Origin of the sequence: Bradyrhizobium sp. dw_78 (assembly GCF_018449525.1) — a bacterium.
Classification (GTDB): Bacteria; Pseudomonadota; Alphaproteobacteria; order Rhizobiales; family Xanthobacteraceae; genus Bradyrhizobium.
In genome coordinates, this window is record NZ_JAAVUS010000009.1 from 231711 (window position 1) to 257149 (window position 25439).

Here is a 25439-nt window from a genome sequence, read left to right on the forward strand (position 1 = left end):
ACCACGAAAGGAGAAGTTATGGGAAAGCTTGAGGGTAAGGTTGCAGTCATCACGGGTGGATCGAGCGGTATGGCGTTGGCGAGCGCCAAGCGGTTCGTTGAAGAAGGCGCCTATGTTTTCATCACAGGCCGGAGACAGGAGGCACTCGACGAGGCCGTCAAGCTGATCGGCCGGAACGTGACCGGTGTACGCGGCGACGCGGCCAATCTCGACGACCTCGACCGCCTGTTCGACACGGTCAAGCGCGAAAAGGGCAGGATCGACATCCTGTACGCGAGCGCCGGCACGGGCGAAAGTGTCATGCTGGGCGAGATTACCGAGCAGCATTTCGATGCGGCCTTCGGCCTGAATACGCGCGGCACGCTGTTTACGGTGCAGAAGGCGTTGCCGCTGTTCAACGATGGCGGATCGATCTTCATGACCGGGTCAGTTGCTTCGATCAAAGGTTTTCCCGGTTACAGCGTGTATGCGGCGAGCAAGGCGGCGCTCCACGCATTCGCACGCGGCTGGCTCAACGAACTGAAGGGCAGGAATATCCGGGTGAACGTGCTGCACCCGGGGCCAATCGCCACACCGATGCAGGACCAGGTTCTCACCGAGGAGGCGAAGCGGATGTTCGAATCCCTGATCCCGCGGGGAAAGATGGGTCGTCCTGAGGAAATTGCGGCGGTCGCGCTGTTTCTTGCTTCAGACGATTCGAGCTTCGTGAATGGGGTGGAGTTGTCTGTCGACGGCGGCTTCTCGGCCATCTGAAGGGCCGGGGAATCAATATCAACACGGATCGGAGAAGCATTATGAGCTACGCGATTATAGGATTCGGTAAGATAGGCCAGGCCCTCGCCCATGCCTTCGCCCGTAAAAACATCGACGTGATCGTCGCGAGCCGCCGGCCGCCCGAGGCGTTGGCGCCGCAGGCTTGGGCGATTGGACCCACGGTCGTCGCCAAGTCGCTGCGGGAAGCACTCGAGGCCGACACAATCATCTTGGCGGTCCCGTTCGGGGAACACCGCGAGGTTGCGAAGGCCTTGCCGAGTTGGAAAGGCAAGACGGTCATCGACGCGATGAACGCGTTTCCAGTCCCTGAAGAGTTGGACGGCCTCCCGTCCTCCGCCTTCGTCGCGAAGGCGTTCACCGGCGCCAAGCTCGTGAAAGGTTTCAATCACCTGGGTGCGACCAAACTGGCCGACGACCCGATCGTCGAGGGCGGCCACCGGGTCGTCTTTCTGTCTGGTGACGACGAGGACGCGATCGCTCCCGTAGAGGCCCTGGCCAAACAACTCGGGTTCGCGCCTGTCAAGCTGGGAAAGCTCAGCGAGGGTGGCGCGCTGGTGCATGCACGCGGCCGCACTTGGGGCCAGCTGATCTTCCAGGATTTGTTCAAGAAGGAACAGTAATCGGCGCATAGGCGCCGTTCGAAGAGCGGGGAGACGCCCGACGGAGCGGCAGATCCGCTGGTCGCTTAGACTCTATCGACTGCAATCGATAGCCTAGGATCCGCCCGAGTGTCCTCTGCCATCCGATACTACTCCACGGCACTCCCCCTTACCTACCCCACTCATTTATAAATCGAGGTCTTATCAGGTTGATAAGGCCGCTTTTTTGCTTGCTCCTTTCGAGATACCGCCAGATATACCGTCAAAAAAGCGCTCTTGAAATCGCAGGACTAATTCGCACCTCTGTCAAAATCAACATTTCGCTGGCTGACGACAGGGCAATGTTAGGTAGTCGTCAGCATACTAAATTCGCGAATTTAGTATACCAGCCTCGACAGCGTTGGCAGACTTGGCCAGCACCATCCAATTCATTCGACGATCTCGGGCATGACGGCAGGCGCGCCGCGCAAGGGGCGACTGAATATCTTTGCACAGGCAACCCCTGCGAGCGTAGCTCCGCCGCCGATCACATGGTAGAGGCGCACCGGCTCTCCCAACAGCACGATTGCCCCCAGCGCGGTGAAGATGGGCAACAGATTCATGAAGACGGCACAGCGGCTCGGTCCGAGAATATGGACGCCACGGACCCAGAAAAACGGAAGGACCACCGAGGCCAGTCCGCCAGCATAAGCAATGAGAGGCAAGGTGTCGGCGTTCAATGACCGCATTGGCGAGGGCGTAGCCAGAAATGCGGGAAACATGATCGCCAGGGCGGAAAGCGCCTGCATATAGGTGGATTGCCAGCCGGCGACGGGAAGGCTCCAGCGCTTCAGCAACACCCCATAGAGCGCATAGACCAGCGCTGCCAGGAACATCAGCAGGTCACCGAGGTGGACGCCGTTGCGCGCGAGCGCTGCAGGATCGCCGGCGCTGACCAGGTAAACCAGCCCGAGAAGTGACAGAATGCCGCCTCCGATCATCCCGACGGTCGGCATGTCTTTCAGCAAAGCAGCGCTCAAGGCCACGGTGAGTAGCGGCACCAGTGCCGTGAATACGGCCATGTTCGTCGCCGTAGTGCTTTCCGCCGCGAGATAGGACAGGCATTGGAACAGGCACATCGCGAGAAAGCCGAGAACGGCGAACTGGCCCAAATGAGGCCAGATCACCGCGCGATTTCGCCAAGCGGGAACGGCAACGAACGTGCTCATCAAGAAAACGGCGAGGAGCAGGCGATAGAAGGTGATCGCTTCCGGCCCAATGGTGTGAGCCGACATTCTGGAGACGATCACATTTCCAGACCAGAGCAGGATGGCAAAGAGGGGATACGGAAATGCGAGCTTGTTTTTCATGACCGATAACATGACCTCGTTTTAGAGGCACGTTGTCGCGCTTTCGCTGTCTTCCGTATCGCTCTAAAGCGAACAGAACTATAGAGAATGGGACATGCAGAGCGATCCGACCCGGAAGCACCTCGATTTTCACGACACCGGCCGCGCGATGGCCGCGATGGACGTCAACTATCCAGCGGGGGCTTCCACCGGGTGGCATTCACATCCACGGGGCCAGCTCCTCTATGCCATTAAGGGAGTGATGATCGTGCGATCGGCGGAAGGAACGTGGGTCGTACCGCCGAGCCGCGCGTTATGGCTGGCGGCTGGGCTGGAACACGATGTGAAGATGTCGGGTGAGGTCAAGATTCGCACCGTTTTCATCGATACGGCGACAGTTCGACAGATGCCGGAAAAAAGCTGCGTCATCGAAGTCTCGCCGCTCTTGCGTGAACTCGTCGTTGCCGCTGTTTGGGTTCCACTGGATTACCGGGACGGCGGCCGCGATGATCGTCTGATGCGCTTGCTCGCGGACGAGGTACGGGTATCGGACGTGCTGCCGTTGCATCTTACCGTGCCCAATGACGATCGCATAAAGCTGATCTGCGACGCGATTACCGAGAATCCCTCCGATATCTCGACCGCAGGGGAATGGGCTGAGCGCTTGAACCTGACGGCTAAGACTGTGCATCGGCTGTTTGTCAAGGAGACGGGCATGACCTTCGTGCAATGGCGCGAACAGGCGCGGCTTCTGTTTGCGCTCCGCGGGTTGGCCGCCGGCGAGAAGGTCATCGATGTCGCATTCGATTGTGGCTACGCCAGCCAGAGCGCGTTCACCGCGATGTTCCGGCGGCACTTTGGTAAACCACCGTCTGAATTCTACGGTTAGATGCGAGTTTCATTCGGCGGGCGGGGCCGTCAGTCCGATCTATATCGGCTGGATGAAGGATTTCACAGGTAGCTTCTATGAATCACCGGGATCAATGGGCTTGCTGCATCTGACCTTGCGGCAGCGGACGTCCGCTTCCGAACTCATGATGCCCAATCGTTCGGCGCCTTGACACACAGATGTACCCAACTTCGTCGAACGCCGGAATTTGAGCTTCGAGAAGCAATCGATATTGGAGCCTTTCAGTCAAGAGCTCACTCATGTCCCGGTGAAACTTGGCCGTCGCTTTTCGGAGAACGCCTTGATCGCTTCGCCATGATCCGCCGTGAACGTGCAACGGGCATTATGGAGCGACTCGCTATCGAGGTAGGTCGAGAGCATAGGCCCCTGCTCGGCCGCGTTCAGGTTGCGCTTCATGTAGCCGAGCGCCACTCGCGGTCCCGATGCAAGCTCTTCGGCGATCTTTTGCGTTTTTGCGTCGAGCTCGTCGTCGGAAAAAACCTGATTGACGAGGTTGAAGCGGACGGCATCCTCCGCGCTAAGCGTCGGCGAGAAGTACAGGATTTCGCGGGCGCGCGATGGACCAACCAGCGCGGTCAGAAAATAGGCGGCACCATAATCACCAGAAAGACCGACCTTGATGAAGGAGGACGTGAACTTCGCGGTGGCGCCGGCGAGCCGCAGATCACAGGCCAGTGCGAGCGAAAAGCCCGCGCCGGCAGCGGCGCCACGCACCTTGGCGATGGTCGGCTTCGGCATCTCATGCAGCAAACGCGAAATTTCCGCGCGCTCCCGCAATGATTCCGCCCTTCCCTCCATCGTAGCCTCGCGCGCCGGGCGCTGCGCCATCGTTCCGACGTCACGGCCGGCACAGAAGCCTTTGCCGCTTCCAGTCAGGACGATGGCCCCAACCTTAGAATCCTCTGCCGCCTCGCGGAGTGCCGCGAGCAGATCGCGGTTGAGCTGCTCGGTCAATGCATTCAGGCGCTCGGGCCTGTTCAAGGTGAGCGTGAGCACGCCGGCCACGGTTTGTTTCAGCAGTTCCTCGTTCATCCCACGCTCCTCGAGGCAATTGATGGAGAACGGCGTCAGCCGAAAACGCCCGCGCGTTCCAGCGTCTTAAGATCGTCTTCGGCAAAGCCCCATTCGCGCAGCGCGCTTTTCGTGCTCTGGCCGGGATTTTCCGGCGGCGTGGGTTTTCCTGGCTTGGTGCGGCTGAACCGCGGAGCCGGCGCTGGCTGCACCACACCGTCGATCTCAATGAAGGTCTCCCGCACCCTGTTGTGGGGATGGTTCGGAGCATCTGCCATCGAAAGCACCGGCGCGAAACAAGCATCCGTCCCCTCCAGCAATTCGCACCATTGCGCCTGTGTCTTGGTACGGAAGGTTTTCTCCAGCAGCTTCTTGGCTTCATCCTGGGAAAGTGCGTCCAGCGCAGGCGATATTTTGTCGAGCCCCATTGTCTTCAAAAGCAGTTCGCGAAAGCGCGTTTCGATCGGGCCAACCGAGACGAATCGGCCGTCGGCACATTCGTAGACCTCCCAGTAGTAGGCGCCGGTGTCAGTGATGTTCGTTCCGCGATCGAGCTTGAATCCGTCATAGGCATGCATGCCGTAGAACGGCGTCATCAGGAACGCGGCGCCATCCACCATCGCCGCATCGACAACCTGCCCCTGGTCGGACGACTTTGCCTCCAGCATCGCACAAACCAAACCGAATGCGAGGAACATCGCCCCGCCGCCGAAATCGCCAATCAGGTTGAGGGGCGGCACAGGCTTGTCGCCTTTGCGGCCGATCGCATGCAAGACACCCGTCAGCGCGATGTAGTTGATGTCGTGCCCCGCCGTCAGCGCCAGCGGTCCCTCCTGTCCCCATCCGGTCATGCGGCCATAGGCAAGACGCGGATTGCGCTTCATGCAGACGTCGGGACCGAGTCCCAGTCTCTCCATCGTGCCGGGCCGGAAGCCCTCGATCAGCGCGTCCGCCTGCTCAATCAGCTTCAGCGCGGTCTCGATTGCCTCCGGCTTCTTCAGATCGATCGCGATCGAATGGCGATTTCGATTGAGCAGATCGTAGCGACTCGGCCTGGGAATGCCGAGGCCGGACGGAACGGTACGATCGATGCGAATCACCGTCGCGCCCATGTCAGCAAGCAATGTTGCGCACATCGGACCCGGTCCGATCCCGCCAAATTCCACCACCTTGTATCCGTTCAGCGGCCCCAAAGATGCCTCCCCTTCAGTTTTCGTTTCTATTGCGAACCGCGTCTATTTCACGGCAGCCCGCTTTTGGTTGTCTTCGGTCTCGATCCCGGCAAGCACGCCCAGCTTCTCGAGACGCTCGATCTCGGCCCGATCGAACGAGAGCTCCTGGAGCACTTCGAAGGTGTGCTCGCCGAGCCGGGGCGCCGGGGCGCGGTACTGCGCCGGGGTCTTGTGATAATTGACGGGGTGCGCGATCATTTCGACGGTGCCCGCCGTCGGATGCTCCAGCGAGATCACCGTCTTGTTGTGCGCAACCTGCGGATCCGACGTCAACGCCGTATAGAGGTCCTGGACGGGCGCCGCCGGCACGTTGTGCTTCTCGAACCGAGCCATCAATTCCGCCAGCGTGAAGCGCGAAAAGATCGCTTCCAATTCGCCATCGACCAGCGCCCGGTTCTTGTTGCGATTGACGTTGTTGAGGAAGCGCGCGTCGGACTTTAGGTCGGGGCGCTCGATCGCATCGCACAATGAAGTCCAGAACTTTTCCGTAAAGCATGAAAGGAAGAAATAGCTTCCCTCCTTGCTCTTGTAATTCCGGTACGGAACAAACGCCGGATGGCCGCTTCCAAATCGCCCCAACGGACGCTTGAGGCGCAGGGTTTCACCATCGCGCGGCAGCATGCTGATGATCGTTCCCCCCATCAGCGAAAGGTCGAGCCGCTGTCCCTCGCCCGTTCGCTCCCTGTGCAAAAGCGCCGCACAAACCGAGAAACACATCAGCGCCGCTGCGTTAAAATCGGGCGCCGGGCTGCCAACACGCACCGGTTCGCCGTCGGCTTCGCCGGTCATTGCCATCAGGCCCGTAAGCGCCTGAATGCAGGGATCATTCGCCGGCAGATGCGCATAAGGCCCGGTCTGGCCATAGGCGGAGATGCTTGCATAGACGATGCGTGGATTTCTGGCACGGACGGTGTCGTAGTCGATACCGAGACGGTTGACGACACCGGGGCGAAAATTCTCCACGATGACATCGGCTTGCTCTGCCATCTTCAGGAAGACCGCGTTGCCTTCCGGCTTCTTCAGATCCAACCGAACGCTTCGCTTGTTTCTGTTCTGCGAAAGGAAGTTGGAGCTCTCGCCTGCGACATAGAGCGTTCCCATGTTCCGCGACAGATCGCCGCCGGCATATTCCTCGACCTTGACGACGTCGGCGCCAATATCGGCCAGCATCATGGTCCCGACTGGCCCCGCGGTCACAGCCGTTAGATCGAGAACTCGGTACCCACTTAGCGGAAGCTTGTTCACTTTGACATTCCTTCTTTCAAAGCGCCTTCGATGCAGGCGTGTCGTAATGGAGAGGCTTCACCTCGATGCCGTTGCCATCTCGTCGCATGACGAAGCTGTGCGCATAGGCTTCCCCGCCGCTCTCCGGATGATCGAGGCGATAATGAGCGCTCCTGGTCTCGTCACGGTTCAGGCAGGCGCGCAGCACGAGCTCCGAAGTCTGCGCCATGTTCCTCACGCTCAAACCCTGCAGCAGCGTTTCGGGCGAAACGTGCAGATCGTTCTCGAGAAGGCTCCGAACATCCGACATGACGCGAATGGCGCGGTTTAGGCCATCGGCCGACTTCTCGACCAGACAGTCGCGCTGCATCGTCTCGCGGATTTTGCCGGCGACCGCCTCTGTGTCGAGCGTGTGATTGCGCGGCGCGAACGCCCGCGAGAGCATGGCAAAGGTTTCTTCGAGCGTTGCGGCCTTCTCGGCCTTAGCGCCGCGCGACCTTTCCGCAGCCGCTGTGCCGGCGCGATGACCGAAGACCTGACCTTCCGCAAGCGAATTTCCGCCGGGACGGTCCGGGCCGCGAACGCCGCCAGCGAGTTCTCCGATGACGTAAAGCCCTGGAATAGAGCTCTGGGCGTCGGCGCCGGTCATGCGGACGCCGCCGTTCATGCATTGGAAGGCGACACCCACCTCGAGCTTGTCTGTTTTCGGATCGATGCCTCGGTCGCGCATCCATCGGGCGGTATTCGGCATGACTTCGGCAATTCGCGCCTCCGGCACATCCGCGAACGAAAACAGCACGGCGCCGCGCTCCGTACCACGTCCCTCGGCAATTTCATGCGCCATGGCAATATCGAGGAAGCGTGACACGTTCGTGGTCGTGAACGGGAACTGCTTCTTCTCATAGACTTCGTCGACGGTGACACCATCAGGAAGATAGGACGGAAGGAACTCCTCGCCCCTCGCATTCAGCATTTTGGGATGAAGCGAGAAACAAGAGCCGCTGAAGAGCTGGACATAGGGATGGATCAGAGCGGAGCCGACCTGATGGAATTCGAGATTCACCATCTCCGCGCCGTGTCTGAAGCAGATTGCCTGGCCGTCACCGGTCATTTCCGACGTCGACACCTGCTGCTGATACACGCCATGAATGCCGCCGGTGCCCATGACCACGCTTGGCGCTTCATAGTGAATGAGGATCTTCCGCGCCGGGTCGTAACCGAGAACGCCGGCGACCGCACCGTCCGCGTCGCGGATTAAATCCACCAGCATCACCGGCGCATCGATCTGCACGCCGCTGCGGACCAGCGCCTCCGAAATCGCGGTAACGAATGCCTTGCCGGTCTTTCCGCTAACGCCCAGCGCACGCGCATAGCTGCCAAAATCGCTCCTGATCAGCTTCAGGCTTCCATCTCCGGACCGATCAAGCGTTACGCCGAGATCCATCAGATCCGTGATACGCTCGGGCGCATCTTCCGCGAGCACCCTGACCAGCGCAGCGTCAATGAAGCCGCGCCCTGCCCGCATCGTGTCCTGGTAATGGATCTCCGTACTGTCAAGCGCGTCGCCGAAACCCGCAGCCCCCATGCTCATGATCTCGCTCGCACCATGGACGGTGCTGCCGCCGGTCTGCAGAGGAGCCTTGGTGAGCAGGCGCACATTGGCTCCCGCCTGTCGCGCCGACAGCGCGGCGCGGGATGCTGCCCCACCACCTCCGACAACGACGACGTCGGCTGTTACCTTTTCGACAGTAATCGGCAATCCGTTGGCGCTCATCATCTCACCGCGTCAGTTCGAGATCAGATCGCGCGCGACGATATTGCGCTGGATCTCGTTGGTTCCGCCGAAGATCTGGAACAGTTTGGCCTCACGGAAATGCCGCTGAGCCGCATATTCCATCGAGTAGCCGTTCGCGCCCATGAGCTGCAGCGCGTCGGTTGCCACCTTCATGTAGGTGTCGGCACCGAAATATTTCGCCTGCGACGACTGGATGTTGCAGGGGATGCCGTCGGCGAGAAGACGGGCGCCGCGATAGACCAGGAGTCTGCTTGCATCAATACTTGTCTGCATGTCGGCAAGCTTGTGGGAATTGATCTGGAATGAAGCGATGCTCTTTCCGAACTGCTTGCGCTCCTTGGTATAGCCAAGTGCGAGGTCAAAAGCCGCCTGCATCGCCCCGACGCAGATCGCGCCGAGCGCAATGCGCTCCTTTGCAAGAACGCTGAGGAGCTGCATCCAGCCTTTATGCAGGTCTCCGACCATCATCGAGGTCGGCACCTTCACGTTGTCGAGGACAACTTCGCAGGTGCGGATCAGGTGTCCGCCCAACATGTCTATCGGATTGATCTTCAGACCGTTGCTGTCGCTGGGAACCAGCACGAGACTGATGCCCGCCTGCTTGTTCTCCATTTTCGCCGTCCGGCAGGCTGTCAGGATATGATTGGCGCGATTGGCGCCGGTGATCCACATCTTGGTGCCGTTGAGAACGATGTCATCGCCGTCGACCTTCCCCGTCGTCTGCAGACTGGCGGCGTCCGAGCCCGATCCATTCTCGCTCAACGCGAAAGCAAAGAAGTTCTTTCCAGCCGCAAGAGGTGGGATCAGTTTCTCCCGAAGCTCGAGCGAACCGATGCTGCAGATCGCGCCACCGACCATGTTGACATTGATGTTCCAGTAACGCGCAAGCGCGGAGCTATAGTAAGCCATTGCTTCGAGCATGCCGACCATTTCGAGATAGCCGCCGACGCCGTCATATTGCTCGGGCAAAGTGACCGCAAACCAGCCTTGATCCGCAACGAACTTGATGAGCTTTTCGGGAAACGCCTTGTGTTCATCGCATTCGCGCAAATATTCGGGCGTCGCCTGCTTCTCAAGCGCACGAAATACGACTTCACGAAATTCCAACTGCTCCTCGTTCAGATAGGGAGCAATATCGTTTCGATCCAGGAATTTTGACTGCATGGCTTGTTCTCCACTCTGCCCACTGCGCAAGTGAACGGCTGCTAATGATCGTTTTTGAGCTGCATTCAGGACGAAGCAGTGAATTTCGATAGGATCGGGGGCTTAACGTTGTTCGGCCTCTGTCCATGAGCCGAGCGGCGCTTCGGCGAGCGGCATCCCGCCATGAACGATCCCGTCCGGACTGACCGCCATCGTCATGGCCTGGCCGGAGCCAAGCTTTTCGACATCGGCGATGGAGGCGCTCGCGATTCTCAGCACAGGCCAGATCTGCCCGATGTCCTGCTTCTCTGGCCGGGATGGATCGGGCGGGATCGGGCCGACGAAAAACAAAGCGAGAAGACTTTCGCGGCCCACTTCATGCGCGGGATGGACTTCCATCAGCAACCTTCCTCGTTTCCGACCCTTGGTTTCGCCCGAACTCTGTTCTTGGGCTTTTGAAATTGTTGGCTTCTCAAAACCGTATTTGGCGAATAGACTATAATCATACAATCTGTCAATAAGACTACGTTCGGAGCGATGGACATGGCTGATTTGTTGAAAATCAATATCTGCGGTTCGCTCGGCTTGATCGGGGTGCCTTAGAGCAGATCAGCCGATTTCGCTCACCCCACGGCCCCATGCGCGCACAGCAACTGGTCAGCCGACCAAGCATCTCTTTCGGAAGAAATAATCGGATGCCCGTTGACCCTCAAAAACTCCTTGCCCTCGACATTCCGCAAAGGCACTTCGAATTCTCCGAGCGCGACACAATGCTTTATGCCCTCGGCATTGGGTTCGGACAGAATCCCACCGACGAAAACGAGCTACGATTCACCTTTGAAAGGAATCTGAAGGCAGTTCCGACCATGGCCTCGGTCATCGGCTGGGATCGCACATGGATTCCGGCTACAGGTCTCAACTGGTCCCAAGTCGTTCACGGCGAAGAGCACCTGAACATCTTCAGGCCGCTGCCGGTCGCAGGCGCATTCACGATCTCCTCGCGCGTATCCGATCTCGTTGACAAGGGAAAAGACAAAGGCGCGATCTTGCGGGTCGAAACCACCGCATCCGACCGGACAGGCCCGATTTTCCGCAGGACGTCATCGTTCTTTGCGCGAGGCGACGGCGGATTCGGGAAACTCCCGCATATAGTGCTGGATTCCCCACCGCCTCCAGCGCCCATTCCGGACGGGAAGCCCCATGCGTGCGTCGAATGCGTTACCCCTCCCAACTCGGCCTTGCTCTACCGCCTGTCGGGCGACCGCAATCCCCTGCACAGTGATCCCGAGGTCGCCGTCGCGGCTGGATTCCCACGACCGATCCTTCACGGCCTCTGCAGCTACGGCCATGCTTGCAGGGCCGTGCTGCAAGCGCTTGGCAATTACGAGGCTGAGCGCATCACAAGTTTCGATGCGCGCTTTTCGGCTCCGGTATTTCCCGGAGAAACTCTCCAGATCTCGATGTGGCACACGAACAACGCCGTCCTGTTCGAGGCGCTCGTCAAGGAAAGAAACCTCCGGGTCCTGAAGAACGGACAGGCCAAGCTCCGATAGGATATCCGAGGTCATCGCACGGGCTCGCCCTGCGGCCCAAGCGCTCACGCGAATATTTCTTTCATCAACTGAAGACCGAGCCTTGGTCCTGAAGCGCGAACGCAGCTACGCAGCCAAGCCCGTTCGATCCGCTGTTGTCGCCCGCGCCTCGCCTCATCTCGCGACGATGCCGACTTTCTACCAATTGACTCTCCGTGGCGCGATTGACAATGGTCATACTTGTTGATTGTATGATCATGACAAGCCGATAAGGCAAAAAGATCAGGGCGGGAGGAACAATGCTGCAAGCCATCATTAGGCGGATCTGCACGATCGCGATTCTAGGTTGTCTGTCGCCGGCGCTCGCGCAGGCCGAGGCCCCGATCAAGATCGGGCTCGCCATCAGCGAGACCGGCCCTTCATCGCCGCCGAGCCTGTTTGAACTTCGTGGCTACGAACTCGCCATCCAGGAGATCAATCAGGCTGGGGGAATCCTTCATCGACCGCTTGAACTCGTTAAATACGATGACCAGGGCAATCCTTCGACCGCCGCGCAGCTTTATCAAAAGCTGCTAACGAGCGACCGCGTCGATCTGATGCTGAGTCCCTATTCGGCGGATCTTACCGCCGCGGTCGCGCCGATCGTCAACCGCGCCGGACGCGTCATGCTCACCGTGACATCGGCATCGGATTCCTATGACGGCCGCTACTCATACATCGTGCAAGGAATCACGCCGGCGGCACGCATCATGCTGCCGCTGCTCGATCTAGCAAAGTCGAAGGGCTACAAGACGCTTTCGATCCTCTCGCTCAACAACCGTCTCGGCGCGGAAGCTTCGAAGGCACTGACAGCCGAGGCGGAAGCCGCGGGCATGAAGGTACTGTTTCACGAGACCTACAGCCCGATCACGACAGACTTCTCAGCGCTCGCGCTCAAGGCCGGCGAACCGAAGCCGGACATGATTCTTGGCACAACCTACCTCGCGGACTCCCAGGGCATCCTGCGCGCGTTGAAAGCGCAGAACGTGACAGCAAAAATGATCGGATTCTCGATCGGGCCGATCGAACCCGAATTCTACAAGGGACTTGGCGGGGTCGCGGAAGATATCTTCGTTCCGACGAGCTATTTCCCGACGCTGAAAACGAACGGCAATGAGGAGTTCGTAAAGAATTTCCGCGCGAAATACGATCTCGATCCGACCTATCACGCCGCCGTCGCCTACGCCGCGGTCAAGACTTACGCTGCCGCGATCGAGCGCGTCGGCAAGATCGACCAGGACGCCATCAACAAGGCGCTGCACGACATCGAGCTCGATACGGTCGTTGGCCATTTCAAGGTGAACGCAAACGGCGCCCAGATCGGATATTCGGCCTACCTGCTGCAATGGCAAAAGGGAAAACAAGTTCTGGTCTGGCCGGCCGCCGAAGCCGACGCCGATCCGATATTACCGCATCCAGGCTGGCAATGAGCCTCCCCCCCTCGCATATCGGTAAGATGAATGTACCAGACGCTCATTTCCCTTCTCGTTCTGGGCTTGCTATGGGGCGGCGTTTTCCTGCTGCTCGCTGGCGGCCTGAATCTGATCTACGGCGTGATGAAGGTCGTCAACCTGGCCCACGGCGATTTTATCGTCCTCGCCGGCCTGATGGCCTTCTCGCTCTACGAAATCGGTTTCAACCCGCTCGTTTCGCTTCCGATCGTTGCGCTCGCCCTGTTCGCGCTCGGTGGATTCACGCAGTTCGGCCTGCTCGAGCACATCAAGGGCAGCGGGCCGACCGCCGAGCTGCGAACCCTGCTCGCGACGTTCGGCTTCTCCTACGTGGTCTCCAACATCAGCTTCTTGATCTGGGGCTCCCAGTTTCAATCGATCCCGTTTCTTCAGGGTGCGGTTGTGATCGGCGGGATCGCGCTTCCGGAGGCCCTGCTTGTCTGTTCTTTCGTTGCGTTCGCGCTGTCGGCGGCGGTGCATTTGTGGCTGACGCGCACCAAGCATGGCAAGTCCGTTCGTGCCGTCGCGCAGTCGAGCCTCGGTGCGGAAACCTGCGGCGTCGACGTGAGAAAAGTCCGCTTCCTGGCCTTCTCCGTTGGATCGGCAATGGCGGGCGCTGCGGGCGCGTTGCTCATTTGCCTCATTCCGTTCCAGGCGACGTCGGGCGGCGAGATGACGGTCCAGGCCTTCACTCTCATCGCGCTCGGTGGCCTCGGCAGCTACGTGGGCGCGTTCCTTGCGGCCGAACTCTTGGGAATAGCTGAAGTCATGACGCAATACTTCCTGGGCGCAAACGGCGCCGCCGGAATCATCTATGTGGTTTTCGTCGCCGTTCTGATCTTCCGGCCGAGCGGTCTGCTTGGCAAGGCAGGCCGTGTATGAACATGTTCAAACTTGCTGCAGGCTTCTGCTTCGTGGGCGCAGGCATCGCCGTAGCCGCGTTCGGCTCCGGTTTCGTCGCGCAGACGCTGTTCCAAATTGTCCTGTTCATCATGCTGGCGATCGGCTGGAATATCATTAGCGGATTCACCGGCTATGTCTCGTTCGGCCAGGTCAGCTTCTTCGGCCTCGGCGCCTACATCACCTCGATCGTCGCGCTGCAGTTCAATGTACCTTGGTACGTCGGCCTGGCCGCAGCCGGCGTGATCGCGCCAGTGATGGCGTTGCCGCTCGGGCTGATCATGCTTCGGCTCAGCGGAATTTATTTCGCGCTTGGCATGTTCGGACTGGCTCGAATTCTTCAGCTCATCGCAAGCGAACTTGAGATCACCGGCGGTCCGATGGGAACCAGCATTCCGATTGCGGACTCGCCGCAGCTCGCGGCCGTGGTCTGCGTATCCGCAACGACCCTGGTCGTCCTGCTCACCTACGCGCTGTATCGCTCCCGGCTTGGCCTTTCGCTGATGGCGATCCGGGACGATCCGGTTGCGGCCGAGTCCATCGGCATCAATACGTTCAAGGCCAAGATCATCGCCTTCTGCATCAGTGCGGCCGTCGGCGGCATCGGCGGAGCCCTCTATGTCTGGAACATCGGCTTTGTCGATCCGGCCAGCGCGTTCTCGGGCACGATCGAATTGCAATGCGTGCTGATCGTGCTGGCGGGTGGAATCGGAACGGCCTTCGGCCCGGTGATCGGCGGCTTGATCATTTCGAGCTTCTCGACCTATCTGTGGCTCAACTTCCCGCTCGAACAGCAAGCCATCCTCGGCATCGTAACGATGTTCGTCGCCATCGTGACTCCCGGCGGAGTCGCGGGCCTGTTCGCCAATAGCAAGCTTTGGAAACGGCAGTCGCTATGGCGGCCGATCGAGGCCGGCGCGACCTTGTCGAACGTCACGCCGTTCCGTGCCTCCGGCCAGGACCGCAAGCCAATCCTGACCTGCCAGAGCATCAGCGTTCATTTTGGCGGCGTTCGCGCGGTCAACAGCGTCGACGTTACCGCCTATCGAGGCGAGATGCTCGCGATCATCGGTCCCAACGGGGCCGGCAAGAGCACGCTGTTCAACCTGATGTCTTCCTTTCTCAAGCCAACGGCAGGACGTGTCGAACTCAACGGAATCTCGATCGTCGGTAAGAAGGCCTACACGCTACCGCACCAGGGATTGGTCCGCACGTTCCAGACCAGCCGCCTGTTCTCTTCGCTGTCGGTCTGGGAAAACATTCTGGTCGCAGCCAACAGCCGATACGGCAAGAAGGCCGAGGCCATCGCGGCCGCGACGAAAGCCCTTGTGGACGTCGATCTCCTCTCTCACTGGCAGGACTCGGTCGACCAGCTTACGCCAGGGCAGCAGCGGCTGCTGGAAATCGCCCGCTCGCTGGTCTTCGAACCCGAAGTGCTCCTTCTGGACGAAGCAATGGCCGGCATGACAATGCATGAAATCGGCCGAGTCCATCAGGCCCTGAAAAGGCTGATGAGCCGGGGTGCCGCGGTGGTGGCGATCGAACATGTGCTGCCGGCCATCGCGCCGCTGGCGGCGCGCGTTCATGTGCTCGATTTCGGCACGACGGTCGCCGAAGGTATCCCTGCCGAAGTGATGCGCAATCCACTTGTCGTCGAAGCGTATATGGGCCGCGAGGATGCGGAATCGGAAAAGCAGCATGCCTGAACTTCTGAGAATGGAAAATGTATCGGCGGCCTACGGCAAGATTGCCGTGCTTCATGATGCAAGCCTTGCGCTTGCGCCTGGCGACACGCTGACCATCGTCGGTGCAAACGGGTCGGGCAAGACAACACTGCTTCGTGTCCTGCTCGGCCAGATCCCGGCGACGCGCGGTGTGGTTACGCTCGCAGGCAAGTCGCTGGGTAATCTTCCTACGTTCAAGCGCGCGCGACTTGGAATCGGCTACGTGCCCGAAGGCCGTCAGCTCTTCCCTCAGCTATCCGTTCGCGAAAATCTCGAGCTCGGCGGCTACATGATCTCGCGTGCCGCGATTGCTGCGAGAATCGACGAGATGCTGCACGTCTTTCCCAAGTTGCAGCGGCTGATCGGCACACATTGCGTTTACCTTTCCGGCGGCGAACAGCAGATGGTGACGATCGCACGGGCCTTGATGAGCTCGCCGAAGCTGCTCGTGCTGGATGAGCCCTCGACGGGCCTCGCCCCACGCGTGGTTTCGGAACTGTATCTATCGCTGCATACTCTGTTGTCGACCGGGCTGGCGATCCTCGTCGCCGAGCAGAATGCGCGCGCTGCCTTGAATTTCGCTTCGCAGGCTCTGGTGCTCAAGGACGGTCACGTCGTCGCTCAAGGCGCGTCAAGCGATCTGAAGAACGACCCAAAGGTAATGGACGCCTATGTTGGCCTCACGACCAGCCATGCCGTCACTTGGCGCGAGGAAAGCGGCGACGACACGTTCGAAGAAACGCCCCTCGAGGCCAGCCAAGGAATAAGAAAATGATCGGACCCGCCCGCTGCCTGCAGGGTATACGTATCCTGGACGTCACGGTTTTTGAAGCCGGCCCCGCTTGCACTGAGGTACTCGCTTGGCTTGGCGCGGAGGTCATCAAGGTCGAGCATCCCAAAGGAGGAGACGCCGCCCGCAGTTCCTTTGAAGGCAGCAAGCCAGGACAGGATGCGCCCTATTTCCTGATCTACAACGCAAACAAGAAATCGATCACGGCGGATATGAAGTCGCCTGAAGGGCTCTCGCTGATCAAGCGGCTTATTCCGAAGGTCGATGTGTTCATCGAGAACCTTGCCCCGGGCGCAGTGGACAGGCTCGGCCTCGACTATGAGGCTGCAAAGCTCCTCAATCCAGACCTCATCTACGCCCAGATCAAGGGCTTTGGGCCTGGCAGCCAGTACGAGAAGTATCTCGCCTTCGACATGATCACCCAGGCCTTCAGCGGCATCATGAGCATCAGCGGCGAGCGCGACGGCCCTCCGGTCAAGCCCGGCATCACTCTCGGCGATACCGGCACCGGCATGCTGATTGCCGTCAGCATCCTGGCCTCGCTGTTCAGGCGCGCCCGAGAAGGCGGCGGCGAACGCCTGCAAGTTTCGATGCAGGACGCCATGCTGCAATACATCCGTTCTGCGCTCGGCGCACAACTTGCTACCGGAAAGCTGTACACCCGAAATGGCTCGAAGGTCGCCGCGAACCCGCCAAGCGGAATCTTCCCCTGCCATCCGGGCGGCAAGAACGACTTCATCTATATCTACACCGGCCGCGGCAATCGTGCCCATTGGCACCGTCTACTTGAAACCATCGGACGGTCGGATCTGATCGGCGACGAACGCTACGAGACCGCGACCGAACGCCTGAAGCGCGAGACGGAGATCGATGCCATGATTTCCGACTGGACCAGTCGGCGCGACAAGCGCGAGGCGATGCGCCTTCTCGGCGAGGCCGGCGTGCCGGCGGGCGCCGTGATGGACACGATGGAAGTTCATCACGACCCCGAACTGGAGCGGCGCAATGTCATGCAGCTCATGCGGCACCCGGTCGTCGGTCCCATCCGCGTTCCGACATGGCCGGTCAGCCACGACAACCAGTTTGCGTCGGTGCAGCCTTCGCCGCTGCTCGGCGAGCATAACCACAGCATCTACCGGGAATGGCTTGGCCTCAGCGACGAGGAACTCGAATCGTTACGGGAACGCGGCACGATTTAGCGTATTCGACTATCGACCTTCAAATTTCGGGGCGCGCTTTTCGGCAAACGCGAGCGCGCCTTCCCGGTAGTCCTCTGTGTAACGCAGGATCCGGCTGAGATTCTCGGAAATGTTCAAACTGTCCTGAAGGCCCAGTCCGAGGGAGCGCCGCACCGCCTCCTTGACCGCCTGCACGGCAAGTGGCGCATTGGCGGCGACCGCCGCCGCCAGACCTTCGGCGGACGAATACAATTCCTGCTGGGGCAGGACGCGATCCACCAGACCGAGCCTCAGCCCCTCCTCCGCGTCGATCTCACGACCGGTGGACAGCAGGTCAATCGTCCGACCATATCCACAGATCCGGGAGAGCCAGAACGTCGCTCCGCTGCTCGGCAGCAGTCCGCGCTTGACTTCGGGAAATGCAAACCGCGTGCCCTGCGCGGCGTAGCGAATGTCGCAGCTCAGATAGAGTTCCAGACCACCACCCATCGTCGCACCATGCGCGGCACCAATGATCGGCTTGTAGCAGTCCGCAGGCGGAATATAATTCAGCGACCTTCTTTCGCCCGCGCCCGCCTCCTCGTAACCAGGCGGCGCATCCTCGGGGTTCTTCCATCCGAACCCCGGATTGGTCCGCCGCAGGTCCATCCCCGAGCAGAAGCTCGCGCCCGTACCGGACACGATGGCGACCCGACAGGCACGGTCCTCCATGAACCGCTTCCAGATATCGGTTAGCTGCCGGATCATCTCCGGCGACAGCGCATTATGTACGCGCGGGCGATCGAGCCGGATATGCGCGACATGCTCGCGGACGACAAGATGAACCTCAGCCGGGAGCGCTTCAGTCTGCATAGGCTGGCATGTTCATGGGCCGGGACGAAGCGCTGACCACCTGCTCCTCGACCAGCCTGGTCAGTTGGGCCCGCAAGGCGATGCATTCTGACGAAAGCAGATTGCGCGGCCGGGCGGGCTCCACGGCAATGATCGAGACGATCCGTCCCGGCCGCGGCGACATCACGACGATACGGTCAGCGAGGTAGATGGCCTCTTCGACACTATGGGTGACGAATAGAACCGTCTTGCGTTCCTCGAGCCACAATTTCAGGAGATCCTGCTGCATGATGCCGCGGGTGATACTGTCCAGTGCCCCGAACGGCTCATCCATCAGCAGCACCTCAGGCTGGTTGGCGAGCACGCGCGCGATGCCGACGCGCTGCTTCATGCCCCCCGAGAGTTCTCGCGGAAATCGGCTTTCAAAGCCCTTCAAACCGACGCGGTTGATCTGCTCCGTCGCGATATCATGCGCCTTGCGGCGCCCGAGGCGCTGGACCAGAGGGCCGTACATGACATTGCCAAGGACGGTCTTCCAGGGAAACAGCGCGTATTCCTGAAACACCAGTCCCCGCTCCCGATGCGGCCCGGCAATCGGCTGTCCATCCATGAACAACGAACCGGTCGACGGCTCGATCAGGCCCGCAACCATGCGAAGGAACGTGCTCTTGCCGCAGCCGCTCGGACCCAGAATGCAAATGAACTCGCCCGTGTTTACAAAGAGATCAAACGGCTCGAGGGCCTTGACCGCGCCGGCGCCGACGCCGAAATACTTCGTTATACCGTGAGCGACGATCTTCGGCTCAGCCATCGTGCCCTCCCACCGATTCATGCCAGCGCAGGACATGCTTGGAAACTAATGCCATGATCTGGTCCGACAGGCTTCCGAGAATGCCGACCAGGAACATGCCGGTGATCAGGAGATCGGAGCGCATCATCAGGCGCGCGTCCCAGATCATGTATCCGACACCGGATTTGGCGCCGATCATTTCGGCGACGACGAGGCCGGCCCAGGAATTGCGGAGGCCCAGCCGCAAGCCGGTGAATATATTGGGCAGCGCCACCGGCAGGATGATGCGCCAGAGAAGTTCGTGTGGACGGGTCCCGAGCGTGCGCGCTGCCTCGATGTAGATCTTATCGACCCACTCCACGCCATGCATCGTATTGATCAGGATCGGAACGGCCGCGCCCAGCGCCACCAGGAAAATGGCCGATTTGTCGCCGAGGCCGAACCAGAGAATGGCGATAGAGATCCACGCCGTGATCGGAATCGGAACCAGCAGCAGCAGCGTCACGTAGGTGAATTTGCGAAAAAGCCGAAACCAGCCGGTCAGGATTCCGAACGGAACCGCGATTGCCGCCGCGATCGCGAATCCCGACACGCTTCGCACGACACTGGCCCAAAGATTGGTGGCAAGCGTTCCGTCTCTTAGAACTTCGCTGAAGCCGTGGACAGCGGCCAGCGGCGACGGCAGAAGATAATCTTGAATGTATCCGCAATCAGACCCGAGTTGCCAGCCGCCAAGAAGCAGGACCGGCAGGGCCGCGTATACCAGGAAGTTGAGGATGACCTTGCGGCCTCCATGCGATGAGGGCTTGGCCGGAGGGCCTGGGGATTTTACCGCAACATCGGCCACTAGATGATCTCGCCTGCGGCTTCACGCGCCTGAGGAAGGAAGCGGGTATCGAAAGCCGTGCCGACGTCGAACTCTCCAGCGAAATAATTGGCGCCGCGCAGCGCCTCCACGACTTTCTGTGCGCGAGCGATGTAATTGTCGTCGATATTGTAGTGAATCGCCGAGTTATCCATCGCCAGGCGAACGACGTCCTCCTTCATTCGCGTTATTTGCAAGAAGGTCTTGACGAGTTCGTCCGGGTTGCGTTTCGACCAGAGCGTGGCCTTCGCATGCAGCGTCGTCAGAAATTGCGCGAGTTCAGGCTTCTCGTCGATCGTCTTCTTGGAAAGCGCCACGAGAACCCCAGGGTTGCCGACCTCGGTATCGTAGGAGCCCGGCGCGAGTTCGTTGACGAGGCCTGTCTTCAACAGCAACGAACCGTAAGGCTCGGGTGAACAGACCGCATCGACCGTCTTGTTAAGCAGCGATTCAACCTGGGTGTCGGAGGGCAACAGGATGTAATTCACCCCCTTGATGGGATCGATGCCTGCCTGGCGAAGCAATTCGCGCAGGATGAGATCCTGATTGGTGCTTTTCGCAACACCGACGTTCTTGCCGGCAAGCATCTTTACGCTGGTGATGCCGCTGTCCTTGCGAACGGTCAGCCGGGAGCCCTTGCTCCCCGCCGACGCGACGGCACGCACCGGCCGGTTTCGGCCCACCGCAACCGAACAGGCGATCACGCCCATGTAGCTCATGTCGGTATCGCCCGACAAAAGGGCATCCAGAGCGTCACTGTTGGTAGAGGTCGAGATCACGTCGATGGTCAGGCCGGGCGGCGCGACCTTTTCCAGTACGTATCCAGTCGAGTAATTGGGCTCCTTGAACGTCGAAATGCGCAATCTTGAAACCGGCGACTTGAAATCGCTTTGTGCCAACGCACGACCGAATGAGGTCCCGGCGAGCGCCACAGTCGCGCCTGCCAATAGCGAGCGGCGAGAAAACTGACCGCAGAACATTTTGATTCCTCCCACCCGCGAAGCGACTTTCGCGCTTCTATTCGGTTCGTCATCTAAACTGTGACAAGTTTAATTATACAATCTATCAATAGGAGAATTTGTCAAGCCTCACTCGTCGAACGGCCGATCCAAATGGTCAAACAAAATGTCGCCCCACGACCTGGAGCGGCACTTCGCATCCACCTCGGTTTTGCAGGTTTCCAGGCAGTTTCTCGCTGTCGACGCGCCGGCTCCGATTCAGGACCTCGTGCGTGGTCGTTGGCGGCGTCCAATCCCAAAGGGATGCTGCAATAGACCCAGGCATGAACGATTATTCCCTTGAACTCCGCCACCAAATCCGCTGGCCAGCGCCGCCTCGCCCATGCAGCGAACCTCGAAGGGCTTGCGAAAGACCGTCGATAATGCGACATTCGCCCTTTGGGAGTTTTTCGATCGAGGCCCAGGCGCCGACCCCAGTACGGCCTGCGGACTATTCTGTCGTGATGGGTGGATCGCCATCATGAAATCGTCGGCTTTTGCCGCGCCATCGAAATCGTCGGCGCTCGGGCCTGGTCTGGCGCATCTTTATGACGTCGTCGAATTCCTGATTCCACCATCGGATTTGCCAGCTTTTGTCCCGGCATGATATTTGGTATTTCGTATGCCTAGCAATGTTGTCCGTCAATCTTACAAGCATTATGCTATTTGCTTGGTTTGCTAACAGACGACTTAAGGTGAGATTCAGATGCACGATCAGACAATGCGGGTGGTCCCCCAACCGATGCGGCGGCAGGTCGAGGAAGGCCTGCGTGCGGCCATCATCAACGGTCGATTCCTACCCGGCGAGCACCTGCCCGACCGCGTGCTGTGCGACCTTTTCGGCGCAAGCCGGGGTGTCGTGCGCGAGGCGGTTCGCCTGCTCGAGGCGGAAGGACTCATCGTCGTGCAACCGCATCGCGGGCCATTCGTGGCCTTCATATCGGCTGCCGAGGCAGCCCAGATCTACGAAGTTCGCGCGGTTCTTGAAGCTTTGGCGGGCGAAGGCTTCGCCATACGAGCTTCGGACGAAGAACGCGCCGAACTTAAAGATATATTCGAGGAACTAAAAACAGTGTCGCCGCAAGCCGGAAAGGACGTGCTGCTCGGAATCAAGAGCCGATTTTACGACGTGCTGCTACGCGGCTCGCGCAACGAATATGCGAAGCTCATGCTGAATCAAATACTCAATCGCAACAGCCAGTTGCGAGCAACCTCGCTGGCCGATCCGAAACGGCTTCCCAACGTCGTCAAAGAGATTCAGCGCGTTATGGACGCAATCGACCAGCGTGATGCCGAAGGCGCATTCCAGGCTTGCCGGGAATATGTGATCTCAGCATCGAAGGTGACTTTGCGACTCCTGAGAGAAAGAGAGCAAGCGCGCGTTCATACCTCGAAGGCGGCAGAGGAAATCCCGTCCAACGGCTGACGTTATCCCCACGCAAAGTTACCCTGAGCCGGTGCGAACTCCTGCCGCGCTAGCCGCCGGCAAAGCCCTTGCCGGGTTTCCTGTACTCGGGACGCGGCGGGCTGAAGATGTCGAGCACCCGTGCGCCTGCGGGACCTGCGCGCATCGTGTGCGGTACGCCGCCCGGCGTGCGCCAGAAATCACCCTTCTTGACCGGGATCTCCTCATCGCCCTGGAAGCGGATCGCGGATCCTTCGAGCAGGACTCCCCATTGCTCTTCCAGATGTTGGTGCCGGGTGCCCTGGGAATTCGGAGCAATCGTCACGATCGAAAGCATCGCCTGCTCTCCCGAGAAAATCCGGGTCGTAAGACCTTCTCCAAGTTCGCGGAACAAGCCGTCATTCGGATTGTCGATATTGTGAAACTCACTTGCCTGGCTCATCGGTCTTCTCCTTCGATTACGATTTCGACGTGACGCCATACGCGCCCTTGTAGGTGCCGTCGGCGATTGATTGAATGATCTGCTCCTCACGCGAGATTTGAGCGTTGACCGCCGCCAACAGTTCGGATGCTTTCTCCGGCGCGAAGGCCACCACGCCGTCTTCATCGCCGACGATGATATCGCCAGGCATGATGACGGATCCGCCCACGGAAGCCGGGACATTAATCTCGCCGGGACCGTTCTTGTATGGACCGCGGTGGATCGCGGCGCGCGCATAGCAGCCAAAATCCGATTGGGCGAAGGCAGCTCGATCGCGAATGGCGCCATCGATCACGAAGCCGGCCGCGCCGCGTTTTTCAGCGATCGACTTCATGATTTCACCCACCAGCGCGCGACTGATATCGCCACCGCCGTCAACGACGACGACATCGCCGGATTTGACGATCTCCAGCGCCTGATGGATGGCCAGATTGTCGCCGGCGCGAGTGCGCACGGTCAGGGCCCGCCCCAACAACGGCCGTCCGGAATGAAAAGCATGCAATCCGACGGGACCGGGGAGCCGATCCATATTGTCGCTGATCACCGACGTCGGCTTGCCGCGAAATGCTTCGACAAGCGCCGGTAGAGTGTCTTTACCTGCATTCATATATCACCTGCCTGAATTCAAATCGTCACGCCGTCGGCGCCGGTCGATGCTGGCATTGGACAGCAGCGCGGCGTTGGCATCGATCGCTGATCCCGTTCTTGTGGAGAGACACGCCTGAGATCCAATTCGGCGACCTAAGAGCTTCGTTTGGTAACCGTGACAATCCCGGCATCTGCATCCATGTCGACGAAATCCCCGCTGCGGATAGCGCGTGTCGGATCCTGATCGAGACCCGCAACGACCGGAATTTCGCCGATGATCGCACCGATCGTCGTCACTCCCTCCGGATTCACCTGAATGAATGCGACCGGAGCCGTGCCGCGCGAAACCATGTCGTAGATCTTGTACGATCCGCCGGTCGAGCCCTTGCCGGTGAGGAACACCAGGACCTTGCCGGTGATGTTGACGCCCTCCAGTTCGTGCCCGGGCTCCGTGACGACGCCCGTCATGTTGTCGACCCCGCCGTTGAAGCTGATCGCTTCCTTGGTGACGACAGCCTCGCCGGAGGCCTTGCCCTTGACGATCCTGCGTCCTCTCAGAACCAGTTTTTCTGCGGTCATCGCTCAGCTCCAAACGCCGTTGACGGCGGCCTTCATGACGCGGTCGAGGTTTCCGTAGTGAGTGGGGAGACCAAACTGGCCGGGCGCATAAAATGCCATCTTCGCCGAGTTAGTCGTCAGGGTCTTGTAGCCTTTCTTTGGCGCGATCACGCGGCTTCGAGCCAAAAACGGACAGGTCTCGCGGACAACGATACCGCCAGCTTCCTCGATGGTTCGGATGTATCCCACCCGCTCGGCCATGGCGTACATGGCTCCTGCCGTCGTCACCCACAGTGTGATGTCCTTGTGGACCTTCTTGCCCTGCAAGGCTTCCGCAACCTCGCGAATCTCCTGTACCGATGCGTTGGGGCAGCCGACAAGAATCCAATCGACGTGATTCGAGGGCTCCTTGTTCAAGGCAGCCTCGGCCTTTTCCTTCTCCGCAGCACCAAAGACCAGGGTCTTCTCGGGCTCGCCACTGCCGAAAGCCTCTTCAAGTGTCGGCGCCTCTGGTGTCACGCCAACGGCATGAAACATGCTCACGGCGCCCGAGGAGGCCAGCGCGGCGCTGAGTGCCTTCAGCTCTTCCAGGGTCGGGTTTGCAGGAATGCCGGTAAAGACCGGCGTATCCTGGCCTGCGATCTTGCCGGCGAAAAAGCCGAGCGTGCCGTAATCCGTCATATCGTTGAGCGGCGTCTCGACCTTGATCAGGAATTTGCCATAACGATTTTTCTTGAGATGAAATCCGTATTCGGGGGTACGGCCGGTGAGCGCTGAAGCCAGCCCGCTTGGACCTCCCTCGCGGTTGGTTCTGGCGCCGCACACGGAGTTGGCGAAAACGACGGCGGAGGATTCTCCCCATGCCATATGTTCGCCGAAGCGCGGGCTGTTGCCCACCAGATAGGGAATACAGGTGTTGCAGGTATTCGCGCCCATCCCGGCATAAGCCTCGGTGAGGCGCGTCTGCAGCACATTGTCGGATTCAGGGATGCCGATTGCTTCCCACTGCGTGGGATCAACAGCCGTAGGGTTTGTCGTGACCCGGGTGAGGAAGTTGCCGCCCTTCCTCCTGATGTCTTCAACGAATTTGGTGCCGGCCTCCTCCGCGACCAGCACAGACGAGCCGGCCATATGCACATTATTGACGACGACGAGCCTCTCAGCTGCAAAACTTTCTCCGAGGGCCACCAGGATTTCCATGGCTTTCTTGACCGCCGGCCCCTTGTCACCGTTCAGCATTCCCGTTTCTTCGTCGGTCAGGAGCATGTGCAGGTCTCCACAGAGGTCGAAGGC

Annotated in this window: 25 protein-coding genes; 10 read left to right on the top strand and 15 right to left on the bottom strand. The window is 59.8% G+C overall.

Annotated features, from left to right (window positions below; genetic code table 11):
• Window positions 1-18 precede the first annotated feature (18 nt).
• Window positions 19-753 carry an SDR family oxidoreductase gene (locus HB630_RS22700; RefSeq protein WP_213774797.1) on the top strand — a complete coding sequence of 245 codons (735 nt, stop codon included), beginning with the start codon at window positions 19-21 and terminating at the stop codon, window positions 751-753.
• Window positions 754-794: 41 nt separating this feature from the next.
• Window positions 795-1394: an NADPH-dependent F420 reductase gene (locus tag HB630_RS22705; RefSeq protein WP_213774799.1), complete on the top strand. Its 600-nt coding sequence runs from the start codon at window positions 795-797 to the stop codon at window positions 1392-1394.
• A gap of 407 nt (window positions 1395-1801) precedes the next feature.
• Here HB630_RS22705 and HB630_RS22710 read toward each other — a convergent pair whose 3' ends face one another.
• A complete protein-coding gene (locus HB630_RS22710) occupies window positions 1802-2722 on the bottom strand; it encodes a DMT family transporter (RefSeq protein WP_249780984.1) in 921 nt (306 codons plus the stop codon).
• A gap of 94 nt (window positions 2723-2816) precedes the next feature.
• Here HB630_RS22710 and HB630_RS22715 point away from each other — a divergent pair, with 94 nt between their 5' ends.
• Window positions 2817-3590, top strand: a complete 774-nt coding sequence (locus tag HB630_RS22715) for a helix-turn-helix transcriptional regulator (protein ID WP_213774803.1) — start codon at window positions 2817-2819, stop codon at window positions 3588-3590.
• 258 nt (window positions 3591-3848) lie between these two features.
• Here HB630_RS22715 and HB630_RS22720 read toward each other — a convergent pair whose 3' ends face one another.
• From HB630_RS22720 to HB630_RS22745, 6 genes are all read right to left on the bottom strand, one after another.
• Complete coding sequence (locus HB630_RS22720; RefSeq protein ID WP_213774805.1) at window positions 3849-4643, bottom strand: enoyl-CoA hydratase; 795 nt, start codon at window positions 4641-4643, stop codon at window positions 3849-3851.
• A 35-nt stretch (window positions 4644-4678) separates the two neighbouring features.
• Entirely contained in the window at window positions 4679-5815 is a 1137-nt protein-coding gene (locus HB630_RS22725) for a CaiB/BaiF CoA-transferase family protein (protein ID WP_213774807.1), read from the bottom strand.
• A 42-nt stretch (window positions 5816-5857) separates the two neighbouring features.
• A complete protein-coding gene (locus tag HB630_RS22730) occupies window positions 5858-7099 on the bottom strand; it encodes a CoA transferase (protein ID WP_213774809.1) in 1242 nt (413 codons plus the stop codon).
• A gap of 16 nt (window positions 7100-7115) precedes the next feature.
• On the bottom strand, window positions 7116-8852 hold the full coding sequence (locus HB630_RS22735) for an FAD-binding protein (RefSeq protein WP_213774811.1): 1737 nt from the start codon (window positions 8850-8852) through the stop codon (window positions 7116-7118).
• 12 nt (window positions 8853-8864) lie between these two features.
• Complete coding sequence (locus tag HB630_RS22740) at window positions 8865-10037, bottom strand: acyl-CoA dehydrogenase family protein (protein ID WP_213774813.1); 1173 nt, start codon at window positions 10035-10037, stop codon at window positions 8865-8867.
• Between the two features lie 102 nt (window positions 10038-10139).
• A complete protein-coding gene (locus HB630_RS22745; RefSeq protein ID WP_213774815.1) occupies window positions 10140-10415 on the bottom strand; it encodes a hypothetical protein in 276 nt (91 codons plus the stop codon).
• Between the two features lie 239 nt (window positions 10416-10654).
• On the opposite strand from HB630_RS22745, the gene HB630_RS22750 reads away from it, so the two are divergent.
• The 6 genes from HB630_RS22750 (at window position 10655) to HB630_RS22775 (ending at window position 17651) form a co-directional block, all read left to right on the top strand.
• The gene (locus HB630_RS22750) at window positions 10655-11569 is read left to right on the top strand and encodes a MaoC/PaaZ C-terminal domain-containing protein (protein WP_249780987.1); all 915 of its coding nucleotides are present in this window, start codon (window positions 10655-10657) and stop codon (window positions 11567-11569) included.
• Between the two features lie 278 nt (window positions 11570-11847).
• Complete coding sequence (locus tag HB630_RS22755) at window positions 11848-13017, top strand: amino acid ABC transporter substrate-binding protein (protein ID WP_213774817.1); 1170 nt, start codon at window positions 11848-11850, stop codon at window positions 13015-13017.
• A gap of 30 nt (window positions 13018-13047) precedes the next feature.
• Entirely contained in the window at window positions 13048-13920 is an 873-nt protein-coding gene (locus HB630_RS22760) for a branched-chain amino acid ABC transporter permease (protein WP_213774818.1), read from the top strand.
• Entirely contained in the window at window positions 13917-15644 is a 1728-nt protein-coding gene (locus HB630_RS22765; RefSeq protein WP_213774820.1) for an ATP-binding cassette domain-containing protein, read from the top strand. Before HB630_RS22760 ends, HB630_RS22765 begins: the two co-directional genes overlap by 4 nt.
• Window positions 15637-16437, top strand: coding sequence for an ABC transporter ATP-binding protein (locus HB630_RS22770; RefSeq protein WP_213774821.1), 801 nt, complete (start codon window positions 15637-15639; stop codon window positions 16435-16437). The genes HB630_RS22765 and HB630_RS22770 overlap by 8 nt, the downstream gene beginning before the upstream one ends.
• The gene (locus HB630_RS22775; protein WP_213774823.1) at window positions 16434-17651 is read left to right on the top strand and encodes a CoA transferase; all 1218 of its coding nucleotides are present in this window, start codon (window positions 16434-16436) and stop codon (window positions 17649-17651) included. The genes HB630_RS22770 and HB630_RS22775 overlap by 4 nt, the downstream gene beginning before the upstream one ends.
• Window positions 17652-17660: 9 nt before the next feature.
• Here the strand turns inward: HB630_RS22775 and HB630_RS22780 are convergent, their stop codons facing one another.
• From HB630_RS22780 to HB630_RS22795, 4 genes are read right to left on the bottom strand one after another with little or no spacing between them, the layout of a single operon-like run.
• Window positions 17661-18482 carry an enoyl-CoA hydratase/isomerase family protein gene (locus HB630_RS22780; protein ID WP_213774824.1) on the bottom strand — a complete coding sequence of 274 codons (822 nt, stop codon included), beginning with the start codon at window positions 18480-18482 and terminating at the stop codon, window positions 17661-17663.
• Window positions 18472-19272, bottom strand: coding sequence for an ABC transporter ATP-binding protein (locus tag HB630_RS22785; RefSeq protein ID WP_213774825.1), 801 nt, complete (start codon window positions 19270-19272; stop codon window positions 18472-18474). The genes HB630_RS22780 and HB630_RS22785 overlap by 11 nt, the downstream gene beginning before the upstream one ends.
• A complete protein-coding gene (locus HB630_RS28455; protein WP_213774826.1) occupies window positions 19265-20098 on the bottom strand; it encodes an ABC transporter permease in 834 nt (277 codons plus the stop codon). Before HB630_RS28455 ends, HB630_RS22785 begins: the two co-directional genes overlap by 8 nt.
• Window positions 20098-21096 (bottom strand): ABC transporter substrate-binding protein, encoded by a 999-nt coding sequence (locus HB630_RS22795; RefSeq protein ID WP_213774828.1) that lies wholly within the window; start codon window positions 21094-21096, stop codon window positions 20098-20100. Before HB630_RS22795 ends, HB630_RS28455 begins: the two co-directional genes overlap by 1 nt.
• Before the next feature lie 724 nt (window positions 21097-21820).
• Here HB630_RS22795 and HB630_RS22800 point away from each other — a divergent pair.
• Window positions 21821-22540, top strand: a complete 720-nt coding sequence (locus tag HB630_RS22800) for a GntR family transcriptional regulator (protein WP_213774829.1) — start codon at window positions 21821-21823, stop codon at window positions 22538-22540.
• Between the two features lie 49 nt (window positions 22541-22589).
• Here HB630_RS22800 and HB630_RS22805 read toward each other — a convergent pair whose 3' ends face one another.
• The 4 genes from HB630_RS22805 to HB630_RS22820 form a co-directional block, all read right to left on the bottom strand.
• The gene (locus HB630_RS22805; RefSeq protein WP_213774830.1) at window positions 22590-22961 is read right to left on the bottom strand and encodes a cupin domain-containing protein; all 372 of its coding nucleotides are present in this window, start codon (window positions 22959-22961) and stop codon (window positions 22590-22592) included.
• A 16-nt stretch (window positions 22962-22977) separates the two neighbouring features.
• The gene (locus tag HB630_RS22810) at window positions 22978-23607 is read right to left on the bottom strand and encodes an RraA family protein (RefSeq protein WP_213774832.1); all 630 of its coding nucleotides are present in this window, start codon (window positions 23605-23607) and stop codon (window positions 22978-22980) included.
• Window positions 23608-23741: 134 nt separating this feature from the next.
• Window positions 23742-24167 (bottom strand): DUF126 domain-containing protein, encoded by a 426-nt coding sequence (locus tag HB630_RS22815; protein ID WP_213774833.1) that lies wholly within the window; start codon window positions 24165-24167, stop codon window positions 23742-23744.
• Between the two features lie 3 nt (window positions 24168-24170).
• Window positions 24171-25412 (bottom strand): aconitase X catalytic domain-containing protein, encoded by a 1242-nt coding sequence (locus HB630_RS22820; protein ID WP_213774834.1) that lies wholly within the window; start codon window positions 25410-25412, stop codon window positions 24171-24173.
• Between the last annotated feature and the right edge of the window lie 27 nt (window positions 25413-25439).

Bases quoted from the DNA above. Each gene is read 5' to 3' on its own strand.
- HB630_RS22795 (WP_213774828.1), bottom strand. From the start codon at position 21,096: ATGTTCTGCGGTCAGTTTTCTCGCCGCTCGCTATTGGCAGGCGCGACT.
- HB630_RS22760 (WP_213774818.1), top strand. From the start codon at position 13,048: ATGTACCAGACGCTCATTTCCCTTCTCGTTCTGGGCTTGCTATGGGGC.
- HB630_RS22735 (WP_213774811.1), bottom strand. From the start codon at position 8,852: ATGAGCGCCAACGGATTGCCGATTACTGTCGAAAAGGTAACAGCCGAC.
- HB630_RS22710 (WP_249780984.1), bottom strand. From the start codon at position 2,722: ATGAAAAACAAGCTCGCATTTCCGTATCCCCTCTTTGCCATCCTGCTC.
- HB630_RS22700 (WP_213774797.1), top strand. From the start codon at position 19: ATGGGAAAGCTTGAGGGTAAGGTTGCAGTCATCACGGGTGGATCGAGC.
- HB630_RS22800 (WP_213774829.1), top strand. From the start codon at position 21,821: ATGCACGATCAGACAATGCGGGTGGTCCCCCAACCGATGCGGCGGCAG.
- HB630_RS22715 (WP_213774803.1), top strand. From the start codon at position 2,817: ATGCAGAGCGATCCGACCCGGAAGCACCTCGATTTTCACGACACCGGC.
- HB630_RS22770 (WP_213774821.1), top strand. From the start codon at position 15,637: ATGCCTGAACTTCTGAGAATGGAAAATGTATCGGCGGCCTACGGCAAG.
- HB630_RS22740 (WP_213774813.1), bottom strand. From the start codon at position 10,037: ATGCAGTCAAAATTCCTGGATCGAAACGATATTGCTCCCTATCTGAAC.
- HB630_RS22745 (WP_213774815.1), bottom strand. From the start codon at position 10,415: ATGGAAGTCCATCCCGCGCATGAAGTGGGCCGCGAAAGTCTTCTCGCT.
- HB630_RS22785 (WP_213774825.1), bottom strand. From the start codon at position 19,272: ATGGCTGAGCCGAAGATCGTCGCTCACGGTATAACGAAGTATTTCGGC.
- HB630_RS22765 (WP_213774820.1), top strand. From the start codon at position 13,917: ATGAACATGTTCAAACTTGCTGCAGGCTTCTGCTTCGTGGGCGCAGGC.
- HB630_RS22705 (WP_213774799.1), top strand. From the start codon at position 795: ATGAGCTACGCGATTATAGGATTCGGTAAGATAGGCCAGGCCCTCGCC.
- HB630_RS22750 (WP_249780987.1), top strand. From the start codon at position 10,655: ATGCGCGCACAGCAACTGGTCAGCCGACCAAGCATCTCTTTCGGAAGA.
- HB630_RS22810 (WP_213774832.1), bottom strand. From the start codon at position 23,607: ATGAATGCAGGTAAAGACACTCTACCGGCGCTTGTCGAAGCATTTCGC.
- HB630_RS22775 (WP_213774823.1), top strand. From the start codon at position 16,434: ATGATCGGACCCGCCCGCTGCCTGCAGGGTATACGTATCCTGGACGTC.
- HB630_RS22720 (WP_213774805.1), bottom strand. From the start codon at position 4,643: ATGAACGAGGAACTGCTGAAACAAACCGTGGCCGGCGTGCTCACGCTC.
- HB630_RS22780 (WP_213774824.1), bottom strand. From the start codon at position 18,482: ATGCAGACTGAAGCGCTCCCGGCTGAGGTTCATCTTGTCGTCCGCGAG.
- HB630_RS22815 (WP_213774833.1), bottom strand. From the start codon at position 24,167: ATGACCGCAGAAAAACTGGTTCTGAGAGGACGCAGGATCGTCAAGGGC.
- HB630_RS22805 (WP_213774830.1), bottom strand. From the start codon at position 22,961: ATGAGCCAGGCAAGTGAGTTTCACAATATCGACAATCCGAATGACGGC.
- HB630_RS22755 (WP_213774817.1), top strand. From the start codon at position 11,848: ATGCTGCAAGCCATCATTAGGCGGATCTGCACGATCGCGATTCTAGGT.
- HB630_RS22820 (WP_213774834.1), bottom strand. From the start codon at position 25,412: ATGCTCCTGACCGACGAAGAAACGGGAATGCTGAACGGTGACAAGGGG.